Annotated in this window: 16 protein-coding genes; 8 read left to right on the top strand and 8 right to left on the bottom strand. The window is 42.1% G+C overall.

Annotated elements, in window-relative coordinates; translation table 11 throughout:
- Positions 1 to 976 precede the first annotated feature (976 nt).
- Entirely contained in the window at positions 977 to 3,949 is a 2,973-nt protein-coding gene (locus BV214_RS05635; protein WP_086476519.1) for a DNA polymerase III subunit alpha, read from the top strand.
- 271 nt (positions 3,950 to 4,220) lie between these two features.
- Positions 4,221 to 5,216 (top strand): cytochrome-c peroxidase, encoded by a 996-nt coding sequence (locus BV214_RS05630; protein ID WP_086476518.1) that lies wholly within the window; start codon positions 4,221 to 4,223, stop codon positions 5,214 to 5,216.
- Between the two features lie 38 nt (positions 5,217 to 5,254).
- On the opposite strand, the gene BV214_RS05625 is transcribed toward BV214_RS05630, so the two are convergent.
- Entirely contained in the window at positions 5,255 to 6,448 is a 1,194-nt protein-coding gene (locus BV214_RS05625) for an IS256 family transposase (protein ID WP_086476517.1), read from the bottom strand.
- 103 nt (positions 6,449 to 6,551) lie between these two features.
- Between BV214_RS05625 and BV214_RS05620 the strand changes: the two genes are divergently transcribed.
- Together BV214_RS05620 and BV214_RS05615 are read left to right on the top strand one after the other, a co-directional pair.
- The gene (locus BV214_RS05620; protein WP_217868643.1) at positions 6,552 to 6,764 is read left to right on the top strand and encodes a hypothetical protein; all 213 of its coding nucleotides are present in this window, start codon (positions 6,552 to 6,554) and stop codon (positions 6,762 to 6,764) included.
- Between the two features lie 5 nt (positions 6,765 to 6,769).
- On the top strand, positions 6,770 to 8,275 hold the full coding sequence (locus BV214_RS05615; RefSeq protein WP_086476516.1) for a parallel beta-helix domain-containing protein: 1,506 nt from the start codon (positions 6,770 to 6,772) through the stop codon (positions 8,273 to 8,275).
- 174 nt (positions 8,276 to 8,449) lie between these two features.
- Here BV214_RS05615 and BV214_RS05610 read toward each other — a convergent pair whose 3' ends face one another.
- The 7 genes from BV214_RS05610 to BV214_RS05580 form a co-directional block, all read right to left on the bottom strand.
- Positions 8,450 to 8,677 (bottom strand): hypothetical protein, encoded by a 228-nt coding sequence (locus BV214_RS05610; protein WP_317045167.1) that lies wholly within the window; start codon positions 8,675 to 8,677, stop codon positions 8,450 to 8,452.
- A gap of 263 nt (positions 8,678 to 8,940) precedes the next feature.
- Positions 8,941 to 12,060, bottom strand: coding sequence for a PVC-type heme-binding CxxCH protein (locus tag BV214_RS05605; protein ID WP_245806752.1), 3,120 nt, complete (start codon positions 12,058 to 12,060; stop codon positions 8,941 to 8,943).
- 75 nt (positions 12,061 to 12,135) lie between these two features.
- Positions 12,136 to 13,107: a Gfo/Idh/MocA family protein gene (locus BV214_RS05600; protein ID WP_086476514.1), complete on the bottom strand. Its 972-nt coding sequence runs from the start codon at positions 13,105 to 13,107 to the stop codon at positions 12,136 to 12,138.
- Positions 13,104 to 14,123 carry an NAD-dependent epimerase/dehydratase family protein gene (locus tag BV214_RS05595; protein ID WP_086476513.1) on the bottom strand — a complete coding sequence of 340 codons (1,020 nt, stop codon included), beginning with the start codon at positions 14,121 to 14,123 and terminating at the stop codon, positions 13,104 to 13,106. Before BV214_RS05595 ends, BV214_RS05600 begins: the two co-directional genes overlap by 4 nt.
- 13 nt (positions 14,124 to 14,136) lie before the next feature.
- Positions 14,137 to 15,252, bottom strand: coding sequence for a zinc-dependent alcohol dehydrogenase (locus tag BV214_RS05590; RefSeq protein WP_086476512.1), 1,116 nt, complete (start codon positions 15,250 to 15,252; stop codon positions 14,137 to 14,139).
- 172 nt (positions 15,253 to 15,424) lie between these two features.
- A complete protein-coding gene (locus BV214_RS05585) occupies positions 15,425 to 16,579 on the bottom strand; it encodes a Gfo/Idh/MocA family protein (protein WP_086476511.1) in 1,155 nt (384 codons plus the stop codon).
- Positions 16,580 to 16,643: 64 nt separating this feature from the next.
- Positions 16,644 to 17,693 (bottom strand): sugar phosphate isomerase/epimerase family protein, encoded by a 1,050-nt coding sequence (locus BV214_RS05580; protein ID WP_086476510.1) that lies wholly within the window; start codon positions 17,691 to 17,693, stop codon positions 16,644 to 16,646.
- A gap of 273 nt (positions 17,694 to 17,966) precedes the next feature.
- Between BV214_RS05580 and BV214_RS05575 the strand changes: the two genes are divergently transcribed.
- From BV214_RS05575 to BV214_RS05560, 4 genes are all read left to right on the top strand, one after another.
- On the top strand, positions 17,967 to 18,851 hold the full coding sequence (locus BV214_RS05575) for an AraC family transcriptional regulator (RefSeq protein WP_086476509.1): 885 nt from the start codon (positions 17,967 to 17,969) through the stop codon (positions 18,849 to 18,851).
- A gap of 487 nt (positions 18,852 to 19,338) precedes the next feature.
- Positions 19,339 to 20,637 (top strand): MFS transporter, encoded by a 1,299-nt coding sequence (locus BV214_RS05570; RefSeq protein WP_086476508.1) that lies wholly within the window; start codon positions 19,339 to 19,341, stop codon positions 20,635 to 20,637.
- A 153-nt stretch (positions 20,638 to 20,790) separates the two neighbouring features.
- Positions 20,791 to 21,633, top strand: a complete 843-nt coding sequence (locus BV214_RS05565) for a sugar phosphate isomerase/epimerase family protein (protein WP_086476507.1) — start codon at positions 20,791 to 20,793, stop codon at positions 21,631 to 21,633.
- Positions 21,634 to 21,724: 91 nt separating this feature from the next.
- Positions 21,725 to 22,837: a ThuA domain-containing protein gene (locus BV214_RS05560; protein ID WP_086476506.1), complete on the top strand. Its 1,113-nt coding sequence runs from the start codon at positions 21,725 to 21,727 to the stop codon at positions 22,835 to 22,837.
- Positions 22,838 to 22,839 lie beyond the last annotated feature (2 nt).

The raw sequence follows: 22,839 nt of genomic DNA, 5'->3' as shown, positions 1-22,839 counted from the left end.
CGGCCCTGGTTCGTTTTTTATTCATGGCTTGTATATTGTTTTTTAAAAGGAATTCATGAATGCTGCGCATTTCATCAATGGAAAAAATGAACAGAATAAGTTTTTAAAACAGAACTAATCCTTTTATAAATAAATCCAATAAGAAGTATAACTAAAACCATCAAAAATACTGGACAGTTTAAGTTTAGTCATATGATAGTAAACAATTAAATAGATATGAGTACAAAGTAGTGAGTAGTTAGAATTAGAATTGATACTTAATACCCACCCCGTCCTTTCGAGCCAGCCTGAAGTCGAGGCAGGTGGTTTTATGAAGCGTAGCGGAATAAAATTGTATCGAGAAACAGTTGTGGATAATGCCAATAAAGAAATTTGACATAAAAAATGATGCATCACAACGAGGTTCTCGATACAAAATTCCTATGGAATTTCACTCGAACTGACGCGACAATCAGTAAAAGCTTATTGGACCTTAACTATCTACCTACGGTAAACTTAGTTTAAGTAACATTTCAACTGCCCACTTGCAATCATCACCGATTTCGACTACGCCTACCTAACGGAAGAAAAACGCAATCTCCAACAATCCGGTGACTGAGTTTACCTGCCGGAGGTAGGCGGAGTCTGCCTACCGACAGGTATGGCCGAAGTCACAAAATAAATCTAGTATAAACCCGGATATTTCAAATAACAATCCAAGAAAACTCAATCCTGAAGACAAATTCACTACCACCTGAAAACCAACCTATCAATCGACCACTTAGATATTCGTACGGAGATTCTTTGCTTTAGACATCTAGTAATCCTTATTTGAATTGCCACGGCGTTTTAGCCCATGAATTAAAGTCGATCAGTGTTAGTTTCGCCATCTCCAAATTGTCAAATTTTCAAATCATCAAATTGGAATGATCCAACAAATCCTCCCACTTAAAGAATCAAACCTTTAACTTTGGGATTGGAACTGAATTTTATCCCAATGTATCTAAACTGCCATTCCTACTACAGCCTTCGTTTTGGAACTATTTCCGAAACGGAGCTATTACAATTGGCACAAGAGATGCAGGTGATGCAACTGGCACTTACCGATATCAACAACACCTCCGGTTGCCTAAATTTTGTAAGGAAATCCCAAGAGTTCAATATTAAACCCATTTTGGGTATAGATTTTAGGAATGGGGTAGATCCATGCTTTGTAGTCCTAGCTAAAAACAACGAAGGATATCGCGAAATAAACAGTTACCTCTCTCAACACCTGCACGAGGAGAAGAAAATTCCGGCCATAGCGCCGGCTTTTAAAGATGCTTTTGTTATTTATCCTTTTCAAAAAGCGTTACTCAATGAGCAACATACTTTTTTAGAGCATGAATATATCGGTATTTCCATCGCCGATCTTAGACGACTGCCCTTTACCAAGCTTGCAGAACTCAAGGATAAACTAGTAGTACAACAAACTGTTACTTTCCGTAATAAGCGCGACTTTAATGCGCATCGACTGCTACGTGCTGTAGATAATAATCTATTATTAAGCAAATTACCAAAATCAGAGGAAGCCAATCCCGAGGAAAAGATGATTCCCTTAGAGGAGTTGACCAAGGCGTTTTCTGAGTATCCCTTTATTTTAGAAAATACGGAGCGAATTATGAATTCCTGCTCCATCTACTTCGACTTCTCCGACAACCGCAAACCCCAAAACCTAAAAACCTATTTGGGGAATACCGCGGAAGACGAAGCGCTATTAGAAAAACTATGCAAGGAAGGCCTACCCTACCGATATCCCAAAACCGATTCCGTAATATTAGAACGACTCCAAAAAGAGATGGACCTCATTAAAAAAATGGGGTTTGTTTCCTATTTCCTCATCAATTGGGATATTGTTTCCCATGCCCGTAATCAGGGTTATTTCTACGTAGGGCGTGGTAGCGGTGCCAATAGCATAGTCGCTTATTTGCTCCGAATTACCGATGTAGACCCCATAGAACTGGATTTGTATTTTGAGCGATTTATAAACCTCTATCGAGTTAATCCGCCCGACTTTGATATCGATTTTTCATGGAAAGATAGGGAGGCCATGACCCAGTATATTTTTGAGCGCTTTCCCCACGTTTCCCTGTTGGGGACCTATGTCACTTTTCAAGAAAAAGGAGCTATCCGGGAATTGGGAAAGGTGTTTGGACTTCCCAAAGAGGAAATAGATATGCTCTGTAATAGAGATTATCCTATTTCCCAACTAGACGATATTTCCAAATTGGTGCTTAAATACGCTCAATTTATTAAAGGAAAGCCCAATTACCTCAGCATTCATGCAGGGGGTATACTGATAACAGAGAAACCCATTGAATACTTTTCTGCTACCCACCTACCTCCAAAGGGATATCCTACTACGCAATTTGATATGGTGATAGCAGAAGATGTGGGGCTTTTTAAATTTGATATCCTATCCCAACGCGGACTGGCAAAAATTGCAGAGACTTTGGAAATCATTGCCTATAATCAACCCCAGGAAATCGGCACTTTCGACATTCACGATATTGGAAAATTTAAAACAGATCCCCATATAAATTCTATCTTAAAAAGTGCACAATGTATGGGTTGTTTTTATATAGAATCTCCTGCCATGCGTATGTTATTAAAAAAGCTGCAGGTGGACACCTATTTGGGACTGGTAGCGGCAAGTTCCATTATACGCCCCGGAGTGGCTAAAAGTGGAATGATGCGCGAATATATTCTACGACATCGAGATCCGGAACGAACCAAAGAAAAAGCACATCCCGTAATGCTGTCCATTATGCCAGAAACCTATGGGGTAATGGTATACCAGGAAGATGTGATAAAAGTAGCCCACTATTTTGCCGATCTTACCCTAGGCGAAGCCGATGTGCTCAGAAGAGGAATGAGTGGAAAATTCCGATCTAGAGAGGAATTCCAAAAGGTAAAAGACAAGTTTGTAGCTAATTGTCGGGCAAAAGGATACGAGGACACCCTTATTTTTGAGATTTGGGACCAAGTAGCCAGTTTTGCTGGCTATGCCTTTGCCAAAGGGCATTCTGCCTCCTATGCCGTAGAAAGTTATCAGACCCTATTTCTAAAAGCTTATTATCCTTTGGAATATATGGTGGCCGTACTTAATAATGGGGGCGGATTCTACAGTGCGGAATTCTATATACACGAAGCTAGGATGCTGGGGGCCAACATTCACCCTCCTTGTATCAACAATAGCTATATGGTGAACCATATCTATGGCAAGGAGCTATATTTAGGGTTGATGTACCTACGGGAACTGGAAGAAAAGGTGGCAACGCGCATTTTAAAAGAAAGAGTAACCAACGGCGATTTCTTATCATTGACCGATTTTATAGACAGAGTATCCATATCGGTTGAACAACTAAGTATTCTAATTCGGATAGATGCCTTCCGCTTTACGGGGGTGAATAAGCACGAATTATTATGGCAGGCACACTTGTCCCTCTCCAAAAGCACAAAGTTGGAACACCCGAAGCTGTTTTCGCCCAAACAACCACATTTTGAAATTCCCACTTTGTACACTACAGACCTAGAAATGGCTTTCACCCAGATAGAACTCCTAGGTTTTCCGCTATGCAGTCCATTTTATTTATTAACCGAAGTTCCCGAGAATAAGAACGGGAAAAAAGACCTAGTAAGATACCTTGGAAAAAACATCGATATCTATGGATATTTAGTAACCGTAAAAAACACCAAGACCCATAAGGGAACCCGAATGAACTTTGCCACCTTGGTAGATCAGCACGGGGAGGTTTTTGATACTGTGCTATTCCCTCCTGTTGCTGCAAAATACTTTTTTCGGGGAAGAGGCATTTATCGGTTTTATGGAAAAGTAGTAAGCGAATTTGGGTTTTTGAGTATTGAAGTGATTAAAATGCAAAAACAAGATTATATCCAAGATCCACGTTATGCGGACAAAAAGCCTTAACACAAGGACGAAACCAACTGCTCCCTTCATTTTAAATTGTTGAATTTAATAGGGTATTCCAAATTCATCACAATTTTTATTAGATTGGATGGTTAAATAATTTGTTCTTAAGTACAACCTAATAAGACAAGTCGAGATTCTGGATTACTAATGGTTCTATATTAGAGATAGACTCTCAACAATAAAATATTAAAGTTAGCATCGAATAGGTTATAAGGTTGCAATCCACTAATTAAATCTGAGCAGTGTGAATAAAAACAGTTTTCTATTCATGGCGATAATCTTGGGCCTTTTTATTGGGGGCTTAGCTTTCGTTAAGGGTTCCGGGGAACCATCGCCTATTTACTACGATGTTCCTAAATTGAGCAGTACCTGTCCGCCAGGTTTTAAATTAAATGAACGGAACGAGTGTATTTCCCAAAACTTTTACAAACAATACATCACTGACAATGACCCAGGTGTAGGTGGATTAAAAACCGCCTTACCAGAGGTTAGAGACGGTTTTTCCCCACAAGAGATAGACTTAGGAAGGTATTTATTCTTTGATCCCGCCCTTTCCGGTAACGGCACCATTTCTTGCGCTTCCTGTCACGATCCGAATAAAGGGTTTAGTGATGGCCTACCTAGAAGTAGAGGAATAAATAATCAATTATTAGATAGGGCAGCGCCTACCTTGTGGAATGTAGCCTATTTAAAGAGTTTCTTTTGGGATGGGAGAGCCAGTACTATGGAAGAGCAGATGAAGGGTCCACTATTCGACGAAAAGGAAATGGCAAATACTCCGGAAAATCTAATACAAACTATGAATTCCATTGATAATTACAGATTCTTGTTTGCCGAGGCTTTTCCAAATAGAAGTAAAACCGATTCTATTACTTTGGATGAAATATACCGTTCCATAGTCGCTTTTCAATCCTCCTTAGTTTCCCTGAACAGTAAGTACGATCAATATGCACATGGGTATCACGAAGCATTGAATCAGAAGGAAATTGAAGGTTTAAATATCTTCCGATCTTTTATAGCTAGATGTGCCGAGTGCCATACCCCACCCCTATTCACCAATCAGCAAATAGCCGTATTGGGCGCACCGGAACCCGAAGGCTTTTCCTTTGATCCAGGAGCAGAAGTGCCGTTCAAGGATAAAACGCTAAGAGGCGGATTTAAAGTGCCTAGCTTAAGAAATATTGAGAAAACAGCGCCTTACATGCATTCAGGAGTCTTTCCCACCTTAAGGGAAACGAGTCTATCCAAAATTTTGTGTTTTTGAAAAATAATTTCAAAATTCATAGGTTTAAAATAATTTGATTATAACCTATTTGGAAAACAAATATACAATTGATTGTAAATTTGCCCCCACTTAGATCTTGTTTTCTTCCATTTCTTACTGATGCTTTGAGCTGCTAAGTATATAGATTTAAGAGCTGCATCATCGTTAGGGAAGACCTTTTTATTGCGCGTATATTTTCTTAAACTGGCATTGAAGCTCTCAATAATGTTGGTCGTGTAGATGAGTTTCCTGATTTCTTTGGGATAGCTTAAAAAAGCCGTTAGGTTATCCCAGTTATTTTCCCAGGATTGAACGGCAGCTAGGTACTTGTCCTCCCAGTTTTGTTTAAAAACTTCAAGGGCCTCCAGCGCAATTTTTTCGTTATCCGCCTGATAGATAGCTTTAATATCCACCATAATTGCCTTACGGTCCTTATAGCTCACGTATTTTAGGGAGTTCCTGATTTGGTGCACAATACAGACCTGACGAATACTATTGGGGTAAATGGCCTCTACCGCCTTGTCCAATCCAGATAGATTATCGCTGCACAAAAAGAAGATATCCTTTACCCCACGGGAGCGCAGATCATCCAATATGGACATCCAGGCAGCGGCCTTTTCTGTTTCGACAATACTCATGCTCAAAATATCCTGTTGCCCTTCGGTATTAATCCCCAGGACAATCATGCAGGCCTTAGAGACAACTTTTCCCTCATGGCGTATCTTATAGTGGATGGCATCGATCCAGACAATGGGGTATACATCCTCCAATGGCCTGTTCTGCCAGCTCTTGATATCCTCCAGTAATTGGTTGGTAATGATGGATACCTGCGAGGTGCTATAATGGACACCATAGGTGCTTTCCATAAAGTCTATAATATCGCTATTACCCATCCCTTTGGCATATAGTAATTGGATACAGTCCTCGAGTTCTTGACTGATGGATTGATGTTTGGGTACAATCACCGGATCAAAGCTGGCCTGACGATCTCTGGGTATCTTGATGCGCTGCTCTCCGTTCTGGGTTTTGATAGTCTTTTCCGAGTAACCATTACGCTGGTTGTTCCCAACTACAGCGCCACCCTTTTCAAACCCCAAATGGGCTGTCATTTCCGCTTTCAAAAGCGATTCGATACCACGCTTAAGCAACTGTTCCTTGACTTGATCGAAGTCTTCTTTGTTGCTGATTTTACCTATTAAGGCATCTAATTGTTTTTCTAATTCTGGGTCCATATAATAAAAATTTAAAAATAAATTTTTTGCCTATGAACTTCAAAATCATTTTTCGACTAACTCAGAGCAAAAACACAAAATAATTTACAGTCCCAGGGAAACGGTGCAATTTTATAATAACGGTCGTGGACACGCTGTACCGGAAGAGGAGGATTTGATCTTACATTGGCATATTTGGGAACCTAATTTAACCGATTATGAACTAGATAGAATCGTAGATTTTCTAAAAACGTTGACAGATGAATCCTTTATGCCAAAAACTCCAGAAATACTACCCTCTGGGCTAACTACAATGAACAACCAACATCTAAATTAAAACAAATGAAAAAATCATCAGGATTATTAATTATCGGGTTAATCCTCACACTTGCCCTTGGTGTTTTTATCGGAAAAACACTTTTTTCCAGTGGCCCGTCAAAATATGTTCCCATGCCAACCACTATGAAATATAGGAATGTGGGACTCACCAAGGATAGTACGCAGTTAGCGATGAGCGAAGAATTCACCGGAGAAATCATTCAGGTTAAAAAAGGGGAATCCATCCAAAAAGCGGTACTAGCGGCGAAGCCGGGCGATTTGATTCAGGTTTTTCCTGGTAATTACTATGAAACCGTGTATATAGACAAGGATAATATTAGTGTACAGGGAATTATCGTAAAGGGGGAATGGCCCACCTTGGATGGTAAAAAGGAATTGAATGATGCCTTTTTATATTCCGGAAACGGAATCCATATAGAGAATTTCAAGATCATGAACTATAAAGGCAACGGCATCATGGGTCAGGCCGGAAATAATTTTGTCCTCAGGAATAATTGGATCATGGATGCGGGGGTATACGGCATCTTTCCACAATACGGTAAAAATGGGTTGATAGAACACAATGTGCTCAGCGGAATAGAAGACGCAGCCATTTATGTGGGTATGTGCGATAATATTGATGTACTCCACAATGAGGTCTTTAATAGTGTAGCAGGAATAGAAATTGAAAATTCTAGACACGCACTAGTCGAAAATAATTACGCGCACAATAATACTGGTGGAATCTTGGCATTTATTACCCCAGGATTACCCATTAAAACTGCCTTCGATATCATTATCCGCAATAATTTTGTCGTTAACAACAACCATCCCAATTTTGGTGCTCCAGGATCCATTGTAGCGGGCATACCCCCTGGGACCGGCATTTTGGTTATGGCGGCCGATGACGTCATCATAGAGAACAATATTATATCCGGGAATGACAATGCGGGGATTACCATTGTAGACCTCGCCACAGGCGGCAGTACTTCCAACGATCCTAATTCTGAGCCCAATCCAGACCGGATTGTCATACTGGATAACTTTATGCATAATAATGGCAACAATCCCACCGGGGAGATAAAAGCCCTAATGCTCACTCAATTATCTACCAAAGGCCCGGATATCCTTGCTATGGGCGTCGGTGTAGGTAGTACTATCAGAGATAAGAACAGGTACCGCACCTTTGGACTGGACAATTTTGGTCCGGCGCAAATAACCGACACCAAAGAGGTAACCACCTTTCTATTGGACGTCCCCGTAGCTCCAAGATCGGTTTCTAAGGAGGAAATAGGTCAGCTTACCTACTACGGCGTCTGTGCAGGTTGCCATGCATGGGATGAGCGGTTAATTGGTCCGCCTACCCAAATTATTCAGGCGATACACAATAATAATCCCCAGGGTATTGTAGACTATATCACCAACCCAAAAAACCTACGGGAAGATTACCCAGAAATGCCCCCTCAGGACTACCTATCGGACGAAGCTAAAATGGCCGTGGCAGAATATATTCTGGCCATGAAGGAGTAGATAGGGACCACCGATTTAATAAAGATATTTTAAAAAGTCGAATTCATTGAATTAATTCTACTTAAATCTCCCCATGTTCACATATACAATACTTATAGATCAGGCCTTCCTAGAAAAGCAAAAACCCTGTCCTAATATGGACAGGGTTTTTACTATACGTGATAATGAGATGGCTTAAGCCACTACATCTACGACCTTCCCGTCTTTCATTTCTCCCAAAACCGTAACGTCTTTACTTTTTTTATACTCTTCATAGGCATACATCATTTGTTCTTCCGTATCCCTTCGGATCTTGATCCCTCCCGATTTTTGATTCTTGTTGCGAACCTCGATATAATAACCATCTCTTAATTCTGTCGGTCTCGTAGCAGGTCTCCCCAATCTTCCTCTAGATCTAGCCATAAATAATATCTGTTTTTTTAATAGTTTAACAATATTATTCTGCCATTAAATTAGGTTTGTCTTCTAAACTACACCTTAGCTTAATATCAGAATCTAGCATAATACCCCTTATTCTAATGTAAACCTAAGATTTTCATGAATTTAACACAAACTTAGCACTAATTCGCCTTAAAACGATGATATTATTGCATTTCCTAAATTACAGAGCCTTTTTAGCATTCCTTTGCCTATAGCTGTGTATATTATTTTAATTGTAGTTTTCTCTATTCCAGGGGATGCTCTTTTAACAATTCTTCGGCGGTATAGAATCCATTTTTATCTTTGATTGCCTCACGTACCTGTTTTACCTTTTCGGCATCGATTACAGATGCCTTATTTCCAAAAGTATTGCGTACATAGGTAAGCACTGCTGCCATTTCCTCATCGTTTAACATGCCACCAAAGGGGGTCATCGGAACTTGCCCAGGATATTTTTTACCCAAGACCTCTATAGGACCCATCATGCCGTTAATGGTAAGTTTTATCAAACGGTCTTCGCTTCCCGTCACCCAACGCGAACCAGCCAGTGGAGGAAATCCAGAGCTCTCTAATCCCTTACCATTGCTCTGGTGACAGGTTATACAGAATCCTTCCCTTGCATAAATTTCCGCGCCTTTAATATATCGCTCCCTGTCCTTGCCTGTTAATTGGGTGTTGATTTTACTGCTTTCGGGGTCTTCTCCCAATTTATGTCCGTTTAAATGGGCGATGGCGGCTTCGTAAGGTCTTTGCATCCAATTATCCAAGGGTTTCTTGCCCACCTCCATAACTATGGGCAGCCCCTTTTCCTTATCTAACCAGGATGCGGCCGTTAAGGCCTCTAAACGCACTCTTGGATGTTGGTCCTGGGCTGCCTTCATCAATATTTCTTCTTGATTGTCCAACTGGTGTCCGCCATACCTCACTACCCTTACCGCTGCGGCGCGGGCTCTAAAATCTTTGGAATTTAAAACTTGATCCAAAAGCTCCTTATCAATCTTATTTAGCCCCCAGCTTACCCATAGCCCTTCTAAAAGATGGTGTTCGTATCTGGGATCCCCTTTATCCAAATTATTTGTCCACTCCTTCAATTTGCTTAACACCTCATCAGCATCCCTGCCTCGTAACTCCAATCTTGTTCTCTCTCGGGTCCTAAATTCAGGTAATTTTAAGTTGTCCAATAGTTCCTCTATACTAGCATCTACAATTTTTGCCGGCTTCACCAAGGGTCTAGACGGATAGGTAATCCTATATACCCTACCGTGACTGTGGTCTCTAAGCGGGTCTCTTGCATTGTGCTGCATATGTCCAATTAACACATTATGCCAATCCAAGAAATACAGCGATCCATCGGGTGCAAACTCCATATCCACCGGCCGGAAATTGGGATCGGTAGCCTTTACTAGATCCAATCGATGCTTACTAAGATATCCTGCCGAATCTGGATCGTCTGAAATGGAATGTTGTTTAGTCCCCAAAAATCCGATGGTATTGTTGATAAGGAAGTCGCCCTGCACCTCATCGGGAAAATGCCTACTGGAAATAAACTCCAATCCAGAGGTAGGACGTACCCTATGGGCATCCTCAATTAAATTTTTTGGCAAGGGATTGGCCACCCCGTAACGCGATTTAATGGTTCCCGGCATCATCCAGGTCATATCCGGACCAGAGGTATGTGCAAAGAAATTCTGTCCCCACTCATCAAATGCAATTCCCCAGGGATTGGGAATAGAGAGTTGTGCGGTACGCTCTAGGTGATGCCGCTGTGGACTATACCTATAAAATCCGCCATTGGTGCCTCTAACCGGACCATAGGCCGTTTCTACATTGGTATGTAGAAACACCCCCTCGCCCATATAAATGGCCCCAGAGGGATCTGTAGCAAAAGCACTGATGGCATGGTGGGTATCATGATCATCAAAACCGCTTAATATCACCTCCGTTACATCTGCCTTATCGTCGCCATTCGTATCTTTTAGTAGTACCAGATTAGTACCCTGGGAAGCATAGACTCCCTCGGGAGCAAAGGCAAAACCAATGGTAAGGTGCAAACCATCCGCAAAAATCGTTTGTTTATCGGCCTTGCCATCATTATTGGTGTCTTCTAAAATAAGAAGTTTATCGTTTGGTTTACTATCCCCAGGCTTATAATGAGGGTAGCTTGGCATAACGCCTACCCACAACCTGCCTTGAGTATCAAAGGTCATCTGTACCGGATTGGCTAGCTCTTCAAATTCTTCCTCAGAAGCGAACAGCTCCAATTTATAACCTTCTGGAACCGTAATTTTATCCAGGGCATCCTCCCCATATAAATACTCGGGATTCCCATTTTTATTATTGGGACGGTAATTGGTATCCACCGGAGGGAGTTTCTTCGTTTTTGCATCTGCTGCAGCTAAATCCATTGTTTTCCCTTTCGTAGCCTCCCAAATAGCAGTATCCCTAATAGCCGTCATTTCTCGGATCTTCTCTACCTCAAAGGGGTAGTTGTCTGGCCCAAATGGGTCATAACGTCTCCCATAGGCATGCACCCCGTTTGGGATTTTAATATCATTGTGCCAAAACCAGTTTTTTTCCAATACAGCCTCCCTCACCAAGTCTCTATGTGCTTCTGCCACAGCCTTTTCCTTATCAAACAGCTTATCGGCCAATAATCTGGCAAACTTTTGATATCCCAAATCATTCAACTGGAAGCCATCGGCCGTTAAATTCTCTTTTTCTGAGTTGTACCAATTCTGGGATGGTGTAAAGGCATCTAGGAAGTAGATCCCATTATTGGCTGCTACCTCACGCATCGCCTCGGTATACATAGCAAGATTTTCGTTCTCCTTAATTCCATTAGGCAAATCCATTTCTGCGGATAGGTCTTCAAAGGCAATTGGGGAAACCAAAGCCAATTTTGGTGCCTCGGTACCGTTGTATTTCTGTTTTAAGGTATGCTGGATAAAAGCATTTAGTTCTTCCTTAAAATTATCAAGCCCCTCAATCCCCTCAAAAGATTCATTATATCCAAAAAATGCAAGAATTACATCCGCCTTTAATCGGCTTAGCCACTCATCTTCCGTATCAAAGTGACCGATACTACCAGAATTCTCCGCCAATTCTGCGTGAAATACCTCAGCCCCTGGAAATGCCCAAGGCGAATTGCGTGAGGAATGTGGCCTAAAGCCAGGGGTATTGCCCCCGTCGGCCATATTTCTTATAAAGAGTAAACTATCCGGATAGCGCAAATGCATTTCCGTTTCAAAGTGGCCAAAATTCATCATCCTAGACCCTAGGTTATTGCCAATTAACACAATACTCGATGCTTTCTGCAAGGGAATGGTATTTCCCTTTTCCGCACAACTATGTACTGTTATTGCCATTAAGATCAGAAGGCATATTTTACCTAGGATCCACTTCCTCTTGATATTCATAAGGTTGGTTGGTTTGTTTATCTATTAATTAAACTTGACGTGAACTCCCTCTTTTACCGATTTTTCACAGGCTTCAATAATTTTTTGACAGCTAATGGCATCTTGCAAGGTGGAAAGGGGTGCTTCATTATGCCTCAACACCTTATCCACGAAATGGGTTGTCGTATTTTTTATGGATTCGGGATAGCATTCATAGGTTTGGGAATGTGCCCCGTGCCTGGCATTGATTACCCAATCCCTGTAACTGTAGCGGGTACTCCCTTTAGTGCCCATTACTTTGATGATACAGGTCCATGGATCTCCGGCATGATCGTCATTGGCAAAACTGGCCGATAAATGGCTTAAGCTACCATTCTGCATCTGAATAGTTGCCATGGCCACATTTTCCTGTGGAGCAAGACTTGCATCTACCGTATGCTTTAAACAAGAGATTGTTTTTGGCAAGCCAGCCAAATACAACATGGTATAACTGTGGTGGGTAAGTATCTGGCGAATTACTCCAGGGTATCTGGCCCGGATATCGTCTGCATGATGAATATTGTACATCATGTAAAACTGGGTAATAGCACCCAAGCGGCCTTCTTGGATCATTCTTTTGGTCCTTTGGATGCCATCTTCGTAGATATAGTTGTGTACAGGCATACATTTTACACCCGCTTTCTCTACAGCCTGTTGCATTTTCTCCAGTTCGGCAATATTGGAGGCTGCAGGTTTCTCTACCAAAATGTGCTTCCCTGCTTGCGCGGCCCTTACGGTATACTCACAGTGCGTCTCCATATTGGTCAGTATAAAAACCGCATCTAATTGAGGGTCCTGAAAAAGCTCTTCTTCCGTTTTATAGGTCTTACAGCCGTATTTCGCTGCTTTTAAGGCTCCTTTTTCCGGGGTTCTGTTCCAGAGTCCCACCAGTTTTGCCCCCTCCAAAGAATTGATAGCCTCGGCATGCAAATCGGCCACATCCCCAGCACCTAGGAGTCCTATTTTTATTGTTTTCATGAGCCTTGTTCTGAATAATTTAAGATTTCTTTTTCTGCCATATCCTTAAACTCAAGCAGGGATTTACGAACCCCTTCCCCAATAGAGGTTAAAGGCAATTCTGGAAAGGTACGTTCAATTTTTTCATGACTGAGGTCCGACACAAAGAGGTTGGGTGCTGCTCCTTCGGCTATGGAGAGCTGTGCAAACTCCCCTATTCCCAAAGCAGTGGCTTCTTGCCTTATTATCTCCAAAAAATCCTCTATAGCAATGGTTTCTCCTTTGATATTAAAAGCCCCAAATCCACTAAATTCGGAAAGCGCACATACTGCAAAATGAGTGCCTACATCTTCCACAAAGTGATAGTTTTCACGTCCTTCGTAGGGCATTTCAAAGGGGATTACCTCTCCTTTTACCGCGCCCATGGCCACCGTTTTTAGAGCATTGGTAGGAGCAGAAGTCTTCCCTTTGTCCCTCCCCTTCCCATAGGTGGTATTGATCCTTAGGCAAACGGTGGGTACCTTGGTATTGTCAAAAAACAATCTGGCCAAATGTTCCCCAGCTAATTTCCATATTCCGTAATGGTTTGGGGGTGCCAATTGCGCGTCCTCTTTAATTCCTGGATTTGAATACATGCTACGCATGCCATATACGGCTGCCGAACTTGCAAAAACAAATCGTTTTAAGTTCCTCAGCTTTTCCGCCACATCAAAGAGCGCCATGGTACCGCCTGTATTGATTTCCATTCCCCTTATATGATACATGGAACAATCAGGACTCTGATAAGCTCCTAAATGAATAATATGGGTAGGATTTATACGCAACAACGTTTCTTCCATTGCCTTGTAATCTGCCACGTCCAAGCTTACAAATTCCAATCGTGGATCTAGGTCTTCCCCTAACCATAATTTTAAAGAATCTGTATTATTGGCCCGCGTGGCCACCACAACTTTAGAAACCTCTTTGGATTCCAATAACTTGTATATAGTTGCCGATCCTATGCAGCCTGTACCTCCGGTAATAAATATTGTATGCATACTCTTTCTTCTGTTAGCTATTCATTTTTACCACTGCCTTTACGTTGGTGGCTTTTATAGAGTCTTCAAATGCTTGGGTAATATCCTTAAAATCATAAAAATCAGCATAGTGTTCCGCAGGGAATGCCCCAGTAAGCATCAGTTTTTGTGCCACCATATAATCTGCCCTGCACGATCCCATGGACCCCCTCATGTTTAAGGAGGTTCTGGTTAGATGAGTCGCATTGATCGCTACCTCCTTGCCGTAGGTGGCAATTACACAGATATCCCCTTCTGGGCGTACTACGGAAATGGCCTCGGATAAAACTTGGGGTACTCCGGAACATTCTATAAGGAGATCTACTTTTCCATGGTTACCAAAGGCCACTCCGTTGGCATCTTGTATACCGTTTTGTAGCTGTTTGGATAAAGGGTTTTCCGGCGATACCTCCATGGCAATAAACCCTCTTTCCCTCGCTTTTTTCAATCGAATATCCCTATCGTGGGCAATTCCGGTTATTGCCACCCTTGCCCCTGCAGCACGTGCCACTTCTGCAGACATCAGCCCAATAATTCCACATCCAGTGACTACTACATCCTGTCCTGGTTTAATATCGCATTTATTGTGCAGTGCATTAACCACTACGGATAAGGGTTCTACCAAGGCCCCTTGCTCCGGACTTAATCCGTTCATTAAAACTACGGCACGGTCTGATTCCATTATGACCTGCTGACCAAAACCGCCATTTCTATGGAAACCTATTATTTGTTTAGTCGGACAAAGGTTCCACTTAGCCACACTACAGGCGGGACAATCCTCCTCTTGGCAACCCAACATGGCCAGTGGGGTAATTATATCACCTACCTTTAGTTCACCGTGGTTTCCTGGGCCCAGTTCTAGCACCTGAGCACTAAATTCGTGCCCAATAACCCTAGGTCGCTCTACCCAATCAAAATTGGCCTTTCCCAAGGCGGCACTGTTGTCTGACCCACAGATACCGGTAAACAAGGTTTTTGCCCGGATCTCACCTTCTTTCAGAGGCGGGAGATCCATATCTACCACAGAAGTATTCCTAGTTACCAATCCTTCCGAATGGGGCATTATTTTTTCACGTCCATGCAGACAAAAGCCTTTTATTTTCTCAGTCATTCCCAAATTTTTGGATGCACAGGGAAATAGTATGGAGTCCACAATTTCCCGATATATACATTAATAAGAAGGGGTGGGATGGCCTTCCATGCTTCCCTCACCCTAAGATTTTATTTAAAACAATTGGGGCGGACTACACCAAACCCCATTCCTTGTTTTATACGATTATTACCTACCAGATAACCCCTGTATCCTTCCACTGTCTTTCCCTTGCAGAGTCTAAGACAGCCTCACAAACCTTTTGGGTCTCTTGGGCTTCCTTAAAGGTAGGGGAACAAACGGAATTGTCTTCCAAACTTTTAAAGAAATCCGCAGCTTGGTGAACAAAGGTGTGCTCATACCCCACACTAAGTCCGGGTACCCACCATTTGTCCATATAAGGATGATCTCCATCAGTAACATGAATGGATCGCCATCCTCGCTCCATGGATTCATCCCTATGATCAAAATACTCTAACCTGTTTAAATCGTGCAGATCCCATCGTATAGAGGCATGCTCCCCGTTTATCTCGAACGTTTTCGCAGCTTTGTGTCCACGGGCATAACGAGTAGATTCGAATACTCCTAAGGACCCATTGTCAAAATGACAATGAAAGATACACGCGTCGTCTATACCTACTTTTTGAACTTCTCCGGTCCCAGAATGCATACGTTCTTTGATAAAAGTTTCCGTTACTGCAGAAACATCCTTAATTCCCCCATTTAACCACATGGCTGTATCTATACAATGCGCCAATAAATCTCCAGTCACTCCAGATCCAGCAGCGTCATTATCCAATCGCCACGTACCTTCTCCCCCCTGGGGTAAATCTGGACTTATGGTCCAATCCTGCAAGAAATTGGCGCGATAATGGAATATCTTCCCCAATTTTCCCGCATCTATCAGTTTTTTGGCAAGGGTAACTGCAGGAACCCTACGATAGTTGTACCAAACGGTGTTCTTAACACCTGCTTTTTCTACGGCATCTACCATGGGCTGAGCCTCTGCTACTGTTCTGGCCAAAGGTTTTTCACACAACACCATCTTCCCAGCTTCTGCCGCGGCAATGGCGATCTCTGCATGCATGTTATTAGGGGTACAGATATCGATAGCGTCAATATCGTCCCTAGCAATTAATTTGCGCCAATCGGTTTCAATGGATTCGTACCCCCACTGGTCTGCAAAGGCCTGCAGGCGTTCTTTATTACGCGCGCATACCGCTTTCAACACCGGTTGAAATTTTAACTCTGGGAAAAAATTAGCCAATCTATTGTAGGCGTTAGAATGGGTACGCCCCATAAATCCGTAACCTACCATTCCTATTCTGATACTTTTCTTTTCTGACATTTTAATGTTTTAATTAGTTGTGAGTGATTTAATTGTACGAGTACAGGTAAATAGGGCGTCCTAATTATTCGGCTTCGTACCACCCGTGTTGTTGTCTTACCTCAATCATTGCTGCGAGGATATCATTCCACGTTTGTTGTTTCATCATTACCTCATTGGGGAACATACAGCCATCCCAACAAATATGTTTAAAATTTTTGGTCAGCACCCCATTCTCATCACGCAACCAATACCCAGCGTCGGCCACTATATCCAATTTACCATTGGGGTCCGTCGCCAAACAATGTCGCCCCGTTTTATCATGGGAACCGGCACCAAAGACCGTCCCATCATTTTGGGCAACATGAAAATCAATGGTCCACGGTCTTAAAGCCGCAGTAAGCGTTTTTAACCCCTCATTAAGGGCTTCCCTATCTTCCCATTTAAAGTCCTTTGGTAAAATCCGCTCATCGGGTTTATTGGCGCCAAGAAGATACAACAGGGTATGGGCCATATCGGCCTGAAATCCAATATTGGGCCTATCTACGGCCTCCAGGGTATTGATCATGGTTTTCCATCCATGCATTCCGCCCCAACAGATTTCCCCTTCTGCCGCTAAGGACTCCCCATAATCTGCAGCCACATCACAGGCCTCTCTAAAAGTTTGGGCAATTAATTTGGTGTTAGCGACTGGATCGGTCGCCCAGCTAGCGGGATCTACGGAAGAATCGATTCTGATTATCCCATGGGGCCTCACCCCTAAATCCCGTAGTTTTTTTCCTATGACACAGGCTTTTTTCACCTGAGTCACAAATTGATCGCGTTCTGCCTTGCTCCCCATGGCAGATCCACCGCCAGTGCCTGCCCATACTGGAGCCACAAGACTTCCTATTTCTAAGTTTCTTGCCCTAGCCTTGTCGGCCATCCTTTTAATTCCGTCATCGGTAGAATCGATGTCCATATGTGGTTCGGAAACAAAAAGATCAAATCCGTCAAACTTTACACCGTCGACTTCCGCATTGGCCGTGAGATCAATTAGGGTATCCAAAGATACTGGTGGTTCAGAATCTGGTCCTTTTCCAACTACCCCAGGCCATGAGGCGTTGTGAAGTTTAGGAAAGTTGTTTTCTTGCATAGTATTTGGTTTTTATAGTTTGGCATCCGCAAAACTCCAGTAATGGAGAAAAGCAGATAGTATTTTTAAACGATGAAAATCCGGCTAAATTCCTAAGAAAGACAAGCGGGTAATATCATTTTTCCGAGTCTAAATATATTGATTAATAATTGGCGTATCAATCAACTCCTACAAATCTAGAATACTATACAACATCAAATTTCCTTTATTTTACTAATTGTCGACACTTTTTTGTCTTAACTTAGGGGCATTTAAAAAGAAATAGGAAAAATTATGAGTACTCCGAACATTGAAAAGGCATTGACCAATAAGCAAACTTTTATTTTCAAAGACTTGGTAGGCCCCTATTTCAATCCCAATTGGCATTTTCATCCCGAGTTTCAAATTTCCTTTATCGCCGAAGGGAAGGGCACCCGTTTTGTAGGGGACCATGTGCAGTCTTTTGAGGAGGGAGATCTAGTGATCACGGGTCCAAACCTTCCCCATTTATGGCGTAGTGATGACGATTATTTTGAAAAAGACAGCACCCTCACCACCCGAGGATTGGTAATTTATTTTGACAATGAGCTTTTAAGCGAGTCTCTTTTAAACAAGGAGGAGTTTTACAAGATCAATAAACTGGTTGAAAACTCGGTCAGAGGCATGGAGTTTTATGGCGAAACCAGACACAAAATCAATCAGCTAATGCCAAAATTAGCAAAAGAAAATGGCTTCGCTAGAATTATGAAGCTTTTGGAAATCATAGACATCCTTGCCAATTCTGAAGAGTACCACCTTTTGGCCAGTCCTGGTTACGTAAACGCCTTTAAAGGGGATGATGCCGAAAAAATGCAGATTGTGTACAACTATGTAATGAATAATTTTAAGGATAAGATATCCTTGGAAGAAATAGCCAGCCTCTTAAATATGACCACCACATCCTTTTGCAGGTATTTTAAACCACGGGCCAATAAGACCTTCACCCGATTTGTAAATGAAATACGGATAGGACATGCCCGAAAATTATTGCTGGAGGATAATTTGAATATTTCTCAAATTAGTTACGAATGCGGTTTTAACGCCTTATCCAATTTTAACAGACAGTTTAAGTCCATCGTTAAAATGAGCCCCCATGAGTTTAGAAAGTTATTTTTGAACATTAAGACCAGTATATCCTAGGAATTTAGTGATAAGCTAGCTTATGGCTTTTAGATTCATAATGCCAATTAATGTACACTAATCTTAGATTCTTCAGGCAATATAAAATCCGATGCCCTAACTACAGCCTCTCCTAAATTACCCCTTCTGGAGCAAGCATACATTATGCAATGATGAAAGGTAAGCATAGCACAAGCTTTCCATACCCGTTATAGGCCTAACATATCCCATTTCCTCTCAAAATCCCACCTTTAAGACAAAATAGTACTGTTCTTTAACAAGAAATAGGAAGCATGCAACTGCTTTATAATTTAGTTTTGTTGATGTTTAACCCTAGTATTTCCTTTATACACCTACATTATCGTAAATCTGGAAATAGGTTCTTGGAACGGACTATCCTTATTAATAAAAGGATACCTATCATAAAAAATTATGATTATTACAAAAAAGTGATTAATCTTATAGCATCAAATCAATAACCAAACTATAATTATAAAGTATTATCTCGATGGAAAAATCAACATCTATTTTACACCCTAATGCCAACCGACTATTTTGGGGGAGCTGCCTCGCCTTAATCACTACCGCATTCTCCTTTAGTATTAGAGCGGGAATTCTACCTCAACTAGGAGATCAACTCAGTTTAACCGCAGAAGAATTGGGCTTTATCAATTCCATGTGGTTTTTTGGCTTCCCTATTTCTATGGTTATAGGAGGTTTAATATATCATAAAGTAGGAGGAAAAGCCATTATGCAATTTGCTTTTTTCGCCCATACCATAGGTATAATTATGACTATTTATTCTGGTAGCTATACCGGCCTACTGATTTCTACCTTCCTAATTGGTTTAGGTAACGGTTGTACGGAAGCTGCTTGTAATCCTATGATTGCCGATGCTTATCAAGGAGTAAGAATGAGCAAGATGATGAACCGATTTCATATGTGGTTCCCGGGGGGAATTGCAATAGGAAGTATTATTTCTACCTTTATGACAGATGGGTTTTCTATTGGTGGAAGCTTAGTTGGCGGAGGTATGAGCTGGGAGAGCCAGATTTGGGTTATCCTTATACCCACATTGATATACGGCTATATTTTCTTGGGTCAAAAATGGCCAGAAGCCAAGGTAGAGGAAGCTGCTACCCTTAGCGGAAACCTAAAAGCCATGATTTCCCCACTCTTTATATTCATGATATTCTGTATGGCATTGACCGCCATTTCCGAATTTGGTCCTCAGCAATGGTCCAGCCTTATTCTAGAGAAAAGTGGTGCCAACCCAATGTTAATATTAGCATTAGTAACTGGTTTAATGGCTGTTGCCCGCTATTTTGGCGGAAGTGTTGTTAAACAGTTCGACCAAACCGGGGTACTGTTGGGATCAGCAGTGATCGCTACCATTGGTATATTCTTATTCAGCACACAAACAGGGGCCATGGCCTATGTGGCGGCCATATTTTTCGCCTTGGGAGTGGCTTATTTCTGGCCTAACATGATTGGCTTTGTAGCAGATAAGATTCCTAAAAGTGGTGCCTTAGGTATGTCTATTATCGGTGCGGTGGGAATGTTCTCTACCTCAATTTTCCAACCAATAATAGGAGGTTGGATAGATAAAGACAAGGCTGTTGCCGCAGCTGCGGGATTAACTGGGGATGAGTTGGAGTTGGTAGCCGGACAGGCAACTCTAAGAACCATGGTCTCATTTCCTGCCATTTTAATCATCCTTTTTGCCATCCTGTGGTTCTGGATAAGAAAACGAAACCAAACTACCACCGCGCAAGCCACTAGTGGGCAGCCCGCACCAGAATTGTAAACCAACCATTCTACATACATACCTCCTTTCCCCGATGCAGCGCCATCGGGGAAAATAGGCAGGTGGAAATTGACAACTAAAAAACAGTTGTCTTACTGTATTTCCATTAGCTAAACTTTAAACAAAGCCAAAGGATTTTAAAAACTATAGATTATGAAAATTGGAATGAATATGTTGCTTTGGACCAATCATGTTACTGAGCAGCATTTCCCACTCGTGGAAAAAATAAAGGCTACAGGTTATGATGGCATAGAACTATTCCTAGGAGAAGGGGATGTTGGTCATTATTCTAAGCTAGGCACTTTTTTTAAGTCGCTAGATTTAGGGGTGACCGCTGTTGCAAGTTTAGCAGCTGAAGAAAACATTGCCAGCCCGGATGCCAACATAAGGGCAGCTGGCCTAGATAAACTAAAATGGTCCATAGACGTGGCCGCCGCATCCAATGTGGAGGTGGTTTGCGGGCCGTTTCATTCCTCTTTTGCATATTTTACCAGGCAACCCCCTACCCTATCCGAAAGGAAATGGAGTGTGGAAATGTTACAAAAAGCAGCTGAATATGCCGCTACTGCCAACATTATGCTTGCCCCTGAGGCGCTCAATAGATTTGAATGCTATTTATACAATACAATGGCCGATTTAAAGACCTTGGCCGAACAGGTAAATCATCCCAATTTAGGTGCAATGTACGATAGTCACCACGCTCATATTGAAGAAAAGAGTCAGGTAGACGCCATAAAAACCATCGCACCACACCTAAAGCACGTCCATATTAGTGAAAACGATCGTGGAACACCTGGCAGCGGCCAGGTTCACTGGGATGCCGTTTTTAGCACCCTAAAAGAAATAGAATATGACGGTTGGCTTACTATTGAGGCTTTTAGCACGGTGATACCGGAATTTGCGAATGCCATTAATGTTTGGCGGGATTTTTCCCCCTCGGTGCAAATCTATACTCAGGGGTTGGATTTTATAAAGAAGGGGATGCAAGGATCATAGGGCAAGCTACTACCCTAACTGTCTTATTTTAGAACATATCCTAATTTAATGGTTATGTTTAGATTGATAAATACACTATTTAAAATACGTTATGAAAAATTATTTTTATTTATTGCTTGCTCTTGTCATAGTATCCTGTAATGGTAAAAAAACAGCACAGGACAACGCCAATAAAACCGAGGATGATCCTGTGCAGTGGCTAACTTTTGATGGCACGGATGACAATGCAAAGCACATTGTATTCATTTCTGGGGATGAGGAATACCGATCTGAGGAGGCGTTAACGCAAATGGCAAAGATTTTAAGCACCCACCACGGATTTAAATCCACCGTTCTATTTGCGCAAGACCCAGGGAAACCAGGGATCATCAACGCCAATTACGGTCAGAACATCCCAGGATTAGAGGCTTTAAACACCGCAGACTTGATGGTTATCTTTACCCGGTTCCGTGCCCTACCAGACAATCAAATGCAGCATATAGACAACTACTTGAAAGAGGGCAAGCCGGTATTAGGGATCCGTACCGCCACCCACGCCTTTAATTTCGGTGCCGATTCCAACTCCAGCTTTAAACATTATGGCAATTACTACAATGGGGATAAAGAGGAATGGAAAGATGGTTTTGGCCGATTTATCTTAGGAGAAAACTGGGTAAACCACCACGGGCATCACAAACACCAGAGCACGAGGGGAATTATTGCGGAAGGAGCAAAATCCCATCCAATAAACAACGGTTTGGAAGACGGAGATGTTTGGGGTCCCACCGATGTTTATGGAGTTAGGCTTCCGCTCCCTGGGGATTCGCAGCCCATTATGCTAGGACAGGTAGTAAACCGAACAGGGGAATTTGATGAAAAGGATATTTTCTACGGGATGAAACCCACAGACGAAGAAGTTGCAACCACCAATGATAAGGGAGTGCAATTGAACAACCCTATGATGCCTATAGCCTGGACCAAGAGTTACCAGCTAGAAGACGGCCAAAAAGGCCGAGTATTTACGTCTACCATCGGGGCGGCAAACGACCTATTACTGGAAGGTACTCGAAGGTTATTAGTAAACGGAGTGTTTTGGGCCATGGATCTTCCTGTTCCCGCCAAAGCAGACGTTACCTTGGTGGGTGATTACACCCCCACTAATTATGAATTTAGAAAGGACGAATACTGGGATCAAAAGCAATTGAAAGTAACAGATCTTAAGTAAGT

Origin of the sequence: Arenibacter amylolyticus (genome assembly GCF_002150785.1) — a bacterium.
GTDB classification, from domain to species: Bacteria; Bacteroidota; Bacteroidia; order Flavobacteriales; family Flavobacteriaceae; genus Arenibacter; species Arenibacter amylolyticus.
Note: the sequence above shows the minus strand (reverse complement) of the source record. Positions and strands in the feature narration are given on the sequence as shown.